Origin of the sequence: Parasphingorhabdus sp. (assembly GCF_039982395.1) — a bacterium.
Taxonomy (GTDB): domain Bacteria; phylum Pseudomonadota; class Alphaproteobacteria; order Sphingomonadales; family Sphingomonadaceae; genus Parasphingorhabdus.
This window is the reverse complement of sequence record NZ_JBDWYO010000001.1, coordinates 323140-336193: the sequence shown is the minus strand read 5'-3', so window position 1 is coordinate 336193 and position 13054 is coordinate 323140. Positions and strand designations below refer to the sequence as shown.

The following is a 13054-nucleotide window of genomic DNA, read 5'->3' as shown; positions in this document are numbered from 1 at the left end:
AAACTGGAAATCTATGGATCATGCAGTGGTATGCGCCATCATACTCGTTCTTGTCCGGCTAGCGGATAATCATGTCTGGCCTGTGGTATAGCGGCCCAAAAATGACAGCTTGGACAATCAATTGAAGGAAAAACGATGGACCTGAAACGGCGCGATGCGATGAAAATTATGGGAGCGTCTGCGGCAGCAGCAGCCCTGCCTGCTCAAGCGAGCGGACATACTCCTGCGGTGCCGTTGGATTTGCAGAGCCCTGAGGAGCGTTTGCGGACGTTCATGCTCATCCGGCATGCGTTGGATGAGCGGGTTGTCGTGAACTGGGCCAAGGCACGTTATTTCGGCATGGTCGGAGATGAAATGACGCCGCTATTTGGCGTGGTTTCGGTCGTGCTGACACAAAGCCGGCCGAAAGCGGGCGGCGGTTATCGCAGTGTTTCTTATGAATTAGGCTATTTCACTGATCATGAAGGCACAACGGTCATCGACACGTTTGACAATCCTTATACCGGGGAAACCGTCACAATTCCCGACGGTGGCTATCCGCCTTCGGTTGTGCTGATCAGTGCGGATCTTGAACAAAGGCTGGAAAAACCAATCCCCGGCATGACGCTGGACCATCATATTTCCCCGCTCTATCAATCCGACGGGCAAATTTGGCTGACCGAACGCGTCCAGTCAGAGGCCCTCTTCCCCGGCGCTCCAAAACCGTTCCGATATAACGATGTCTCCACTTATCATGCCAGTGCTCAGGCTTTGGCAGATCCCGAGGCAAAACAAGTGCCTAGCCTGGTTGGCTATAGCAATGTTGTTGGCTGGCGCCCTTGGTTGAAAATGCCAGCGGATCATCCGGGCCATCTTTCGGCCTTTGGTTCCGGACGCACCGGATCGCGTTTTGCGGAAGTGCCAAAAGCCTGGATTGATCGAGCGAAAGTACGTCGTCCAGAGCTTTTGCAAGATCCGGGGGCATTTTTGAAATCTGCTTGGGCTGACAGTTAAAATGGCCAGCGGCGTCGATTGGCGGGTAAAATTTGGTTTTGTAACACTGCCCATTGCCCACTCTGCAGGCTTTAATGTCGTCACGTTGCTCGCTTTCCGCTTTTTCACGGATAATCTAGCAATATCGGCAGCAGCGGCCGGGTTCCTCTTTGCAATTGTGAAAGTCTATGACGGGTTGCTTGACCCGGCGGTCGGGGCTTGGACGGACCGGTTCGAATCCCGCTGGGGCCGGCGACTGCCATTTGTGGCCGCTGGTGGCGTTATGATGGTCGGGGGGGTGTTGATGATATTCTCGCCGCCCGATATCGCATCGCCCCTATTGCTGCATATATTCTTGGGCTTTGCTCTGCTGTTGCATGCGAGCGGTTACACCGCATTGACGATACCCGGGCTTGCCATGTTGGTTGAAGCATCGAAGGATTATCATGCCCGTACGAGTCTGATGGCGTGGCGCGTTTTTGGCAATTCTATCGGAGTGGTTATCGGATCGACGATGCCGGCGTTGCTGTTGGTTACCTGGGGTGCGGGACGGCAGGGCCATACAGGCATGTCGATGATTGTCGCCGGAGCCGTTGCGCTGGCCACGGTGCTCACGCTGTTGGCATTGGCAAATGCGCCCCGCACCGTCCCTGATGGTGAGACAGAGCGCTATCGGTTGAAGGATCAGGTCAAGCTGGCCTGGGACAATCATCCGTTTCGATTGCTGGCGTTCGCTCATATGTTCGTTCTGGCTGGAACGGCGGTTACGTCAGCTGCCGGTGCCTATTTCACCCGCTATGTCTTGGAGTTGCCGGACAGCTATCTGGGATCCTATTATATGGTTGCCATGATCGGTTCGGTTGCAACGATGCCTGCCTGGGTCTGGTTCTCACGCAAAGCCGGCAAGAAAAGCGCCTATATCACTGCCATGGCATCCTATGGACTGATGCATCTTCTCTGGTTTACCGCGACGAAGGGCGAGGCAATCGAATTGCTTGGCCTGCGCGCGCTTCTGACCGGCGTTGCGGCGGGCGGCATGATCCTGACATCCTATTCCATGATGACGGACGCGGTGCGCTTTGATTACATCCGCAGCGGATTGCGCCGTGAAGGTGCCTTTGCCGGTTTCACCACTTTGCTAGACAAGCTGTCCGCCGCAGCTGGCATAGCGCTAATGGGCTTTTTCCTGCAGTATAGAGGCTATGCCGCGACCACCCAGGCGGCGGATGCGAGCCAGCCTGAAAGCGCGGTCAATGCTATATTGATATGCCTGACCATCGTGCCATTTGTTGCCATGCTCTGTGCTGGACTGATTGTCAGCCGTTATAAACTCAATGAAGCAGATCTGGTGGAACCGGATCCAGCCTGACTAGGCCGGATCCGCAAGTTGTGGATCCAGCAGCAGCGCTGTTTCGGTTTTCGCTAAGCGCGCTTGCTTCATGCCGCGCCAGGCCAGCGCATTGAGCGCTGCACCGACGATGAGCGCGGGGATGGAGACGATCGCGATCGACCAGCCCACCTGCGTGGCATCGCCCAATATATGCTCGGTAACGGTCGCGATCAGCAACGGTCCGCAAGCGGCACCGATCATGGTATTGAGGATCAGCGTCAGGGAAATGGAACTGCCCCGCATCTGCGGCGGCACGATCGCCTGTAACGTGGCAAACATCACCGTTCCGATCACCGAGAATATAGCGGCGCTGGACGCAACGAGCAGAGCCGCGACATAGACATTGTCCGCCATGACCGCGAGCGCGGAAGGAATGGCCAGCAACGGTGCCAGAGACAAGATTCCGAACCGCTTCATCACCTTCCCCTGCTTCATTGAGCGATCGAGCAGCAATCCGCCAATCAGTGGGCCGACGGCGGCAAAGGCGATTGAAAAGGGCCCCAGCCACGCACCAAGAAAGGCGGGAGATGCGCCGAAGCCGCGCATCAGCATCGCCGGTGCCCAGGATCCAGCCCCGTAGGCGACAAGGAAAACGATCGCGAACCCGAAATATAGCGGCAGCATTACCCCGCGATTGCGCCAGAAAAATTGCGCTTCTGCGACACCGGGCAGCGCCGATTTCAACGGTTTGGTTACGGTGACATTCTGCCGCGCCGGTTCGCGGGTTGTCAGGAGACCAAGCGCGACAAGCAGACCGAGTGCGCCGCAGATGAGGAAGGTCGTGCGCCATGGTGCCATCTCCCCGATCAGCGGGACAGCGGCAAAACCGCCGGCGATGGCGACGCTGATTATGATCCCGGTAACCGATATGGCAATGCCGTTGGCCAGTCCCTGACCCATCATATAGACGCTGATCGGGCGGCCGCGTTTCTCTGGCGGGAACATATCGGCGATCAGGGAGATTGCGCAGGGGCCCAAGGCGGCTTCGCCCAGCCCGACCATCAGGCGCGCGGCAAATAGTTCACCGAAGCTTGTGGCATAGCCGCTTGCTATGGTGGCCAAACTCCAGATCGTAATACCGGCGACCAGCAAGCGTTTGCGAGAAGTCCGGTCCGCCAGCAACCCCATTGGCAAACCCATGAACGCATAGAATACGCCAAAAGCCAGACCCTGTAACAGGCCGATCTGAACATCGGTGATGCCGAGATCGAGCCGTACCGGGTCGACCACAATATTCAGGATCGCGCGATCAATGACCGAAAAAATGCCGGCCAGGAACAGCAGGCTGACCATCCACCAGGCCGTGCCGGTGCGGGGCCATGTCACGGGAGCTCCGCCGACGGTCACAGGAGGCCTGCATCGCGCGCGCGCGTTTTGATATAGTCCCCGAGCCAGTCAAGATTGCGGAAGCGCAATGTACCTCGTCCGACCGATACCGAGCTATGCGCCATACCGGCAACAAGCCGGAAGGCTTTGGCCATCATGAACAATTCACCATTTTCAATCTCTAACGGAGTGAACGGACGGACCGATTGATATCCGGCCTCGAACGCTTCGCCATAAGCGGGTGAGAAATCATAGAACAGATTGCCCCAGACGTAATTTTTTACGTCCTGCATCAGGAAATCTTCTCCGGCCGCATCGAAATCCAGGAATGTAATGATCCCTTGATCATCGACATGCACATTGCTGGGATGAAAATCGCGATGACAGATACCCATCGGGACGCCGGCGTCAGCAAGTTCCTGCAGCCTCTTGTCGAGTGCGGATGCAATGATAGGATAGTCCCGCAGATCGTCCGGCCGGTCGTAAACAAAATCGAGGAGAGCCGGCAGACAGATATTGTAATCACAGGCTGTGTCGGTCGTGAACTTGTGGTCCGCTCCGGCATGTTCGATGCCAAGCAGGTGCATCTTGGCGAATTTTGCGCCGATGCTGGCAGCGGTGTCTTCGCTCAACATTTCACCGAATTTCTTGCCCGGTGCCCAGTCATATAGCGCCAATGCCCGGTCACCTTCGGGAGACGATGCTTTGAAATATAGGGCCCCGTCATGCTGTGGCACGGCAACCGATGCCGGGAATTCGCGATCCTTTAGAAAGGCAAGAAAGTCTAGTTCATAGGCGACATCATCGACATCGCGATATGTCTTGCGCCAGACACGCAAGGCGTATTTTGTCTTGGCATCCTGAACCAGATAAACGTCATTCATGCCGCGGTAGAGCAGCCACGCCTCGACCTTTCCCGAAACCGGATAGCGCGCGGCCACCTCTTGCGCGATAAAATCAGGATGGATCACCGAATGGGAAATCTGCGCAACCGGAAGGTCACTGCTAATCGAAGAAGTTGTGTAGTTCATTGGCTATTCTTTCCTGTGCGAATTCAAAAATGTCTCGATCCAGGTCCGGAAGTTCACGGACCTTGATATTGGTTATCAATTTTGCTGCCGCCAGAGAGGCGTCTCTCAGTTGTTCATCGGGTTGCAGCAAAAGGGTAGGAAGCTTGAGCGCGCTTAATCGAGCATAGTCATAGGACCAGACGCCCTGATAGGCCCAGCTGGCACGATCCAATACCATTGCCTTGTCGGCAAAAGAACGCATTGCGCGATCAAACGGCGCGCGGGGATCACGCTGTACAACAATATAATCCCACAAGCGCGAGAGCAGGGACAGGGTCGCCTCTCCCTTCTCATCCGGAGCCGGCCCGTCTTTTGCCTGTGCTAGCAGCTCTGCCCGCTTCTCGGGCGGGTACATCGGAATTCCGGTCAGGGCCATCCGGCCGATTTTGTCGCTGCGCAGCAACGCCAGCTCAATGGCCAGAAGTGCACCGGTGTGAAAGCCGTAGACATCGATAGGACCATCGATTGTCAAGGCGTCAATCGCATCCGAAAAGCTCGCGGCATATCCCGTCATATGGAGTGGTTCGGGCGGTGCATCGGACATGCCATAGCCTGGTGTATCAAAGGCATATACCTGTCGGTCGGTAGCGACAGCAGCCATCAGCTGCTCATATTCAAAAGACGATGACGGATTTTGATGCAACAACACCAGTGCCGGCTTGGCCGGTTTGTCCGGCCCGGCGAACCGGTAGTGCATTTGCCCATATCGGCATTGGGTATAGGCGCGCGAAACTTTCAGTCGATTCCTGCCAGAATAATATTGGGCAAGGCGGAATCATCCCAGGTAAAGCTTGGCGTGCCAATCCGTACGATGAGCAGATTTTCCGATGGAATGATGTAGAGCCGCTGACCGGCCGACCCGTCGAGATAATAGACGTCCTCACGAGCAAATGGTTCGGCGGCAGGTACGGCCGCGTTGATGCCTTTGCCATAGCCGCGCTTTGGAGCATGCGGGCTGCCGCGCCAGACCTGCCAGCCATAGTTGGGATTTGCTGGCGACGGGGCCGTCATCTGCTTTATCCAGTTGTCCGGTACAAGCTGATCTTTGCCAACCTTGCCGTTTTTGAGAACCAGCATTCCGACGCGCAACCAGTCTTGAGCATTGGCCATCAGGCAGCAGGAATAGCGTGGAGAGCCACTTTCGCGATCGAGCCACAACGTGGCATCCGATGCTCCGATCGGTTGCCAGATCGTCCGTGACAGCCATTCCGCATAGCGCATGCCAGTCGCGCCTTCTATGGCCCAACCCAGCATCGCTGTGCTGCCATTGGCGTAGCAAAACTCTTTCAAGGGAACGCAATCGTCAGGCCAGCGGGCAGTTGCTTCGCCAATGTCGTCTCCGAGACTATATTGCCAATAGGCACCATCGGTGGTGCGCTTGCCGCCGGGCGTTTGCATACCGCTCGCCATTTCGAGAAAGGCGCGGATCGGCATGGAACCGCGTCTTGTGTTTTTCATTGTAGAAATATAGTCGGAAATGGGATCATCCACGCTGCGGATGTGCCCCTCGGCCACTGCTGTTCCGACTGCGAGTGCAACAACAGTCTTGGCCATCGAAGCCGTGACGTAGCGCGAACTTTGATCAAAATCGTCCCAGTATTTCTCCAATTGGAGTTCGCCGTCTTTCCACGCGAGCAGGGCATAGCTTTTTTCACGCTCTGCCAGGGCAATGGCTTTTTCGATGGCTGCGGCGCTAATTTTGGGTTTGCTGGTTGGCTGGAGTTTTTTTGCATTGCTGCCGGCCACCGCTTCTTGTGGCTTGTACCAGTCGACGTCTTTGACCGAGGTTTGAATTGGAAAGCTTGCGAGCCGTTCATCGACCATCTTAATCTGATCTTCGCTTGGCCAAGAAGGTCTGGGCTCTTGAGCCGTGGCGGAACTGGCTAGACAAACAGCAAGTAGAGCGGTGATTTTACGCATAGGGATCTGTCGCCTTGTTGATGGGTAGCCTTCGACCTTAACATGGAGGCGTCCAATATCATTTGATATTCTGGACTGATCATTAACCGACTGGCGGGTAGCGATCAGGCATAAAAAAGGGGCGGCACAAACGCGCCGCCCCTGCTGTCTAGCTTGGTTTTAAGCTTAGAATTTCAGACCGGCTTTGATACCGATGGTCCGTTTCTCAGGAAGCCCAACATTCAAATAGCCATTGGCACCCGTCAAAGAGAAGTCAGGCGTCAAAATAACGTTCTGGGCAATAGAGGTATATTGCTTGTTGTTCAGCAGGTTGTTGGCGAACACTTCCAGCGACAGGTCGCCTTTGGTGAAACCAATCCGGCCATTCACAACAGACCGCCCCTTGATCCAAGTCAGATTTGCTGCATCCACAAATTGTTTCGATTTGTAGTTCAGGTTTGTCCGAATGTACCAACCGGCATCTTCCCAGTTTTCAATGTCGCCATAAAATTCGACACCCAATGTTCCTGAATATTTGGACGTCAGAGGCAGTTGGTTTCCGTTGAAGCCACCGTCAATAATGCCCGTAACACGAGAGATTGATGGGTCGGAGAAGGTCTGAACAGAGCTGTCGTTGATTGATCCAGCGGCCGTGATGGTCACGCCCTCTACCGGATTAATCAGCATGTCTAGCTCTGCACCCCACAGATTTACATCACCCGAGTTTGCAACTCCGCTGATGATCGATGGAACCGGTGGGTTTACAGATGTGTCGTTAAACACAGTGGACCGGTTGTTATACTGGTTGGTCCAGTCGGCTTTGTAGACCGCAAAGGAAGCCCTTACAGCACCGTCCAGGAACGATCCTTTCAAACCGGCCTCGTAGTTGGTCAGTTTCTCCGGTTCTGTCACAACCTGAAGACCGATCGACGCAGCCGCAGCAACTTCGCCGGCGCTGCCGCTGAGGAAGCTCGTGTTGAAAGAGCTGATGCTGACATTCGCAGCCTTGGCCCATGATGCATAGATCATCAGGTCAGGTGTGATATCGTAATTGACGATTACCCGAGGTTGGAAATTGTTATATTTCTTCGAGAAGAACTGTTCCCTCGGACCAAAAGTGCCGCCGGGCAATCCGAATAGATTGGTTGGCGATATCGTTAGGCCTCGTCCGCCAGCAAAAGCAAAAATCTTGTCTTGCTGGTAACGACCTTCTGCACTGATCTTCAGGCCTTCGATAACTTCGTAGCTTGCGCTGGCGAAGATGCTCTTGGTGATAGCTTTACCTGGAGGGCCAAGGCTACCGGTGCTGCGCGGTGCCCGGAACTGTTCTTCGGCAAACACGCTTACTAGATCGTTCTCCGTGCGAGCATTCAGATAGCTTACGCCGATCATGGCCTGCAAAGCACCACCATCGTCATAGGATGCACGGAGTTCCTGAGAGAAATCGCGGTTAGCCCGTTCGACCAGGAATGGGAAAGAATAAGTCGTTCTTGCACCTGGAATGAATGCAGCCGCACCATTGACGATCGAATCACTGTCAAAATTGTCCAGATCAGCCAACTGGCTATAAATCTCGTTGTTATAGCCGGTTAGAGACGAAAGCGTGATGCCGGTATCGCCGACCTCATAGTCCATCGTCAGGTTGAGATGATAATATCTTCTTACTAGACCATAGCCTTGGACACCGGTGCTTGGCGAGGTGATCCGCTGATCATAATTGTTCAAAATCCCAGCGAGCAAAGAATCCTCGGTGGTGTTTTGCGCAGGACTGAAGCCGCTAGGAAGAGCCGGTGCTGCACCACAAATATAAGGGCGCGTTACGGCGGCTTCGGTAGCGGCAATGCCAGCCGCTAAGCCAACTAGGTTACAGTTGGAAAGGCTTGGTATGAGGATATTGCCGGCACTGTTTCCAGAGTTGAACGGAATATTCAACGCTCCGTTGTTGGAACGTACTTCATATGCAGAAAGCAAGCCTTGTGCGGATGGACCATCCTTGTCTTCCGAGTAAAGACCAAAGCCGCTGATTTTCAAACTGTCCGTCGGTGTGAATTCCAGTTGAAGTGTACCGGTGCGAGTTTGCCGGTCGCCCAGAGTCTGGCCTGGATTGGCAGCGTTGTCATAGGATCCATCGGTACCCCAAGCGCGGCCGGTGGCACGAAAACTCAAAACGTCTTCGATGATCGGGCCTTCCAGCGAAAGAGCCAAATCATAACTGCTCCGCGATCCGCCGGATGCTTTGATCGAACCGCCGAACGTGTCTGCTGGCGCCCGAGTTACAACATTCACAGCACCGGCGAATGTGTTACGCCCGAAATAGGCCGACTGAGGGCCTTTCAATATTTCAATCCGCGCTGGATCGACGACTGCGTTAACAGCGGTAGCCGATGAAACCGGGACGCCGTTGATAAAGGTTGCCGTCAATGTCGATGTAGCGGTCGACGGCGTGAAGCCACGCAAGGAAATCTGCTGGAATGAACGGTCATTCCGGCCAGAACTGACGTTCGAAACGTTGATACCTGGTGTATTCTCGACCAGATCATTGATCGATGTAATCCCCTTTGCCTCGATGGCATCCGCGGTGAACGCCGTAATTGCGATCGGCGTCTTCAACAGGTCTTCTTCGCGCTTACGAGCGGTAACTACGATAACGCCTGAATTGTCGTCCGCTGCAGACTCTGTTTCTTGGGCTAGCGCAGCGCCGCTTGGCAGTGCCAGACTGGTTGTTGCAACGGCAATTGCTGCGAGTGAGCAATTGACCCTTTTTGTCATTGTAAGATATTTCTTCATTTGAAACCTTCCCGATATTGTCCGGCCCTTCGATGGGACCTTGTTGGATTTAATCTCTGAGCGATTACGCGGATTTTATTCCACCCCCGCTATCCAAGTCGGATCTCCCTGACCTCAACTCGATACCGTTTGTCCTGCGAGAGGCGCATTGTTACAATCTCGTTTCACTCAATATCCACCACGCGGTCAATTGGCCTCGATCGGCGGCTTCTTGCATTTGAATTGTCCAGAGTGTGCATGTTGGATGTAAATTTTCTTGTGGGAACTGACGCCAAGGGCAGGGTGAGATGAAGGTTTTTCAATCGAAAAAAGTCGAACTTTCGCAGCGCTCGGGCTTGGCAGTACAGACCAAGGCTGGCTTTGGCATTGGCCAGATCGCCGGGCAATTGTTCCGGGATGCTCCTTCGCTTTTATTGCTGTTCTATCTGACGAGCATATTGGGGATTGAGCCGGCTTTGGCGGGGGCGGTTATCTTTATACCGAAAGTTCTATTCGGTGCAGGATTTGATCTCACCGTCGGTCTGGTTTCGGATCGCTATGCAGCGCGATTCGCTCGCCGGCGCTGGTTGTTGGTTGGCGCGGTAACGGCTCCTTTTGCGATGCTGGGCGCGTTTACCGTACCCGAAGGGTCGCAGTTTCTGCAACTCGCATGGGTGTTTATCAGCTTCAGTTTCTACATGGCGGTTTTCTCCACATTCTCGGTGCCCTATCTGGCGCAATTTGCGGAAATGACCGATAGTCCGGCGGAGCGGACAGAATTGATGGCATGGAAACATGGCTTCACCGGCGTGGGTATATTGCTGGGTTCGGCCGGCACCCCGGTGTTGATCCATTTCTTGGGGGGCGGGCGGTCAGCCTATATATGGTCTATCGGGGTCATCGGTTTGATCTGTTCCGCGGCTTTGTTGATAGCATGGCATAGCGCAGGCAAGATTCCTGACCGGAAGAACAGCGCCCGGCCGCTGGAACTGAAAGAATTGCTCAAGGTTTTTTCTGACCGCCGGTTTGTTATATTATGCCTATCCGCCATCATCATGACCGTTGCTGCGGGTATCTCCTATGCCAGCTTTGCCTTCTTCGTGACCTTCGCGATGGAGCGCAATGACGCCTTCGTCCAGATTGGCATATTGTCTACAATCATGGCCATTGTGGTTATGGTGGGAGCACCAACATGGGTCTATGTGGCAAAGTGGCTTGGCAAGAAACGGACTTATATTTTTGCCGCAACTTGTCACGGACTGACTCTCATTTGCTTCGGCATGTTCGCGGATAGTCCGGTTTATTTTGCCTATATCATGGTGGGGCTGCTCGCCCTGTTCAACTCAGGGTGGGGCCTCATAATATTATCCCTGCTTTCGGATGCGATTGCACGGTCTCGCGAGGAACGAGGGGAAAACAGGGCTGGTGCCTATTCGGCGGTTTGGTCAATCATTGAAAAGGCCGGCATAGCAGCGGGCGGTACATTGGTGGTTGGCGGCATATTGTCTTATACAGGATTCGATACGGAATCAGCGAAGCAAGGCATCGCCCAGAGCGCGGAGGCCATTCAAGGCATCGTGCTATCTTATGCATATCTCCCCGGTGTCGCCAAATTGGTCGCTGCCCTCTTGATCTGGATGTTCTTGCCGGATGATGAGCAGATCATCGAAGGTGCTGACGGAGTGACGGATGACGTCTGAGCCCATTGGATTGGCCCTGGTCGGTTGCGGCAGGATCAGCGCGGCCCATCTTTCGGCGCTTGCGGATTGTAACCCATTGTTCCGACTAATCGCGACCGTCGATCCGGACTTGCAAGCAGCGCAGGCAGCGGCCGAGCCATTCGGTGCCAAGTCCTTTTTGACTATGACGGAAGCCTTGCGCCTGCCGGACGTCGAGGCTGTTCTGATTGCCAGCCCCAACGCTCTGCATTTCGAGCAGGCGATGTCAGCCATTGATGCTGGCAAACATGCACTGGTAGAAAAGCCGATTGCCGAAACCGGGGCGCAGGCATTGGCTCTGGCCAAGGCGGCCGAGGCGGTGGAATTGGTGCTGGCTGCTGGCCATACATTCCGGCACGGACCAGCGGTTCAGTCGTTGATGGAGCATCTGCCGACCTTCGGGAAATTGATGTCCGTAGAAGTCAGTCAATGCGTTTTCTGGGATGGACCACAAGCTCCATGGTGGGCAGATCGCAGTCCTGTGGAAGGTCTGATATTGTCGCTATTTGCGCCTCATGCGCTTGACTTTGTCCAACTGGTCATGGGCAAAGAAGACCCTTTGCGCGTCCACGCAGAAGCGGCGCGGCACCAGTCAGGCTGGCAGGCCGAAGATGAGGCCATGATGCTGCTCGCCTATCCGGACCGCAAGATGGTCAGCATCCATATCTCTTACAACCAGCCCCATGTGCATGACCGGAAGACGCTGTTTTTCGACAAGGGCGTGGCCGAGATTGAAGATGGTGAAATATTGCGATGGAATGGTGATGTGCTGGTCGAACCGGCCGCAGATATATTGTCCGACCGCAACAAGATGGGTGGGCGCGATCTGTCCCACTATTTTGGCGCTCAGCTCTCGGAATTTGCAAAGGCTGTCCACGGCGAACAGCACCATTGTCCGACCGGTGAAGATGCAGCACGTCTGATTGAATTGATTGATCTTGTGCGAGAACAAGCATTGCGGAACAGCGGCGGCGCCATAAACCCAAAATTTGGGGAGAAGAATTAATGTCCTTGTTGCTGTTTGCCGCTTCAGCTGCAGCGGAACCCCCTCGGGAACAACCAAGATTTTCACCTGTGCGGGCAGGTGCGGCTTTCACCGACTGCAAACAATGCCCTGAAATGGTGGTCATCCCGCCGGGAGAATTCGTCATGGGTTCTTCCCAGGAAGAACGAGACACGCTCGGCGTGATGGAGATGTTCGACAAGATGGAATCGCCGCGCCATCCAGTCACCATCGGCTATTATTTAGCGGTAGGGCGCTATTCGGTCACTTTCGATCAGTGGGATGCCTGCGTCGCCGATGGTGGTTGCAACGGCTATGTACCGTCCGATGAAGGATGGGGCCGGGGTCGCAGGCCAGTCATCAATGTCAACTTTGCCGACGCCCTATCCTATGTGGCTTGGATTCGAGGAAAAACAGGCGAAACTTATCGTTTGCTGAGCGAGGCTGAATGGGAATATGCTGGCCGTGGCGGGACCGATAGCTGGTACCCGTTTGGCAATGCTATTGACCCGGACAAAGCAAATTATGGCCATAATCTAGACCGCACAACACCGGTCGGCAGCTATCCGCCGAACCGGTTCGGTCTCTACGATATGACAGCAAACACCGCCCAATGGGTGCAGGATTGCCATCATGACGATTATGTCGATGCGCCGACCGACGGTTCGGCATGGATGACTGGAGACTGCAAGTTGCGCAACGTGCGCGGCGGCGGCTGGAGCCTGCAAGGGTGGAGCGTCCGGGTGGCCCAACGGATCGGTGATCCGCCAAAAGCGCGCAATGATCACTTGGGTTTCAGAATTGCGCGCGATCTGCCGCAACCTTGATCGGCGCTGTTTAGAAACTATCCGCAGCGCGAGCAAACTGGATTATGGGAAAGGTCGGTGCCTCAGAAACATGGTCTCCTTTG

General features: G+C 54.8%; 10 protein-coding genes. 5 read left to right on the top strand and 5 right to left on the bottom strand.

All coding sequences use genetic code 11. The features are described 5' to 3' along the window. Positions 1 to 135 precede the first annotated feature (135 nt). Positions 136 to 993, top strand: coding sequence for a DUF1838 family protein (locus tag ABJV08_RS01655; RefSeq protein WP_348039111.1), 858 nt, complete (start codon positions 136 to 138; stop codon positions 991 to 993). Position 994: 1 nt separating this feature from the next. After that, on the top strand, positions 995 to 2341 hold the full coding sequence (locus tag ABJV08_RS01650; protein WP_348039112.1) for an MFS transporter: 1347 nt from the start codon (positions 995 to 997) through the stop codon (positions 2339 to 2341). Here ABJV08_RS01650 and ABJV08_RS01645 read toward each other — a convergent pair whose 3' ends face one another. The 5 genes from ABJV08_RS01645 to ABJV08_RS01625 all read right to left on the bottom strand — a co-directional run bounded on the left by ABJV08_RS01645 (position 2342) and on the right by ABJV08_RS01625 (position 9444). Continuing rightward, positions 2342 to 3688 carry an MFS transporter gene (locus ABJV08_RS01645; protein WP_348039113.1) on the bottom strand — a complete coding sequence of 449 codons (1347 nt, stop codon included), beginning with the start codon at positions 3686 to 3688 and terminating at the stop codon, positions 2342 to 2344. Between the two features lie 17 nt (positions 3689 to 3705). Beyond that, entirely contained in the window at positions 3706 to 4719 is a 1014-nt protein-coding gene (locus tag ABJV08_RS01640) for a phosphotransferase (RefSeq protein ID WP_348039114.1), read from the bottom strand. Further along, positions 4694 to 5455 carry an alpha/beta fold hydrolase gene (locus ABJV08_RS01635; protein ID WP_348039115.1) on the bottom strand — a complete coding sequence of 254 codons (762 nt, stop codon included), beginning with the start codon at positions 5453 to 5455 and terminating at the stop codon, positions 4694 to 4696. The genes ABJV08_RS01640 and ABJV08_RS01635 overlap by 26 nt, the downstream gene beginning before the upstream one ends. Before the next feature lie 38 nt (positions 5456 to 5493). After that, positions 5494 to 6678: a serine hydrolase gene (locus ABJV08_RS01630; protein ID WP_348039116.1), complete on the bottom strand. Its 1185-nt coding sequence runs from the start codon at positions 6676 to 6678 to the stop codon at positions 5494 to 5496. Positions 6679 to 6843: 165 nt separating this feature from the next. Continuing rightward, the gene (locus ABJV08_RS01625; RefSeq protein ID WP_348039117.1) at positions 6844 to 9444 is read right to left on the bottom strand and encodes a TonB-dependent receptor; all 2601 of its coding nucleotides are present in this window, start codon (positions 9442 to 9444) and stop codon (positions 6844 to 6846) included. Between the two features lie 287 nt (positions 9445 to 9731). Between ABJV08_RS01625 and ABJV08_RS01620 the strand changes: the two genes are divergently transcribed. Genes ABJV08_RS01620 through ABJV08_RS01610 form a run of 3 tightly spaced genes read left to right on the top strand, consistent with a single transcriptional unit; the run spans position 9732 to position 12971 of the window. Beyond that, positions 9732 to 11123 carry an MFS transporter gene (locus ABJV08_RS01620; protein WP_348039118.1) on the top strand — a complete coding sequence of 464 codons (1392 nt, stop codon included), beginning with the start codon at positions 9732 to 9734 and terminating at the stop codon, positions 11121 to 11123. Beyond that, positions 11113 to 12147, top strand: a complete 1035-nt coding sequence (locus ABJV08_RS01615; RefSeq protein WP_348039119.1) for a Gfo/Idh/MocA family oxidoreductase — start codon at positions 11113 to 11115, stop codon at positions 12145 to 12147. Before ABJV08_RS01620 ends, ABJV08_RS01615 begins: the two co-directional genes overlap by 11 nt. Then, complete coding sequence (locus ABJV08_RS01610; RefSeq protein WP_348039120.1) at positions 12147 to 12971, top strand: formylglycine-generating enzyme family protein; 825 nt, start codon at positions 12147 to 12149, stop codon at positions 12969 to 12971. Before ABJV08_RS01615 ends, ABJV08_RS01610 begins: the two co-directional genes overlap by 1 nt. Positions 12972 to 13054 lie beyond the last annotated feature (83 nt).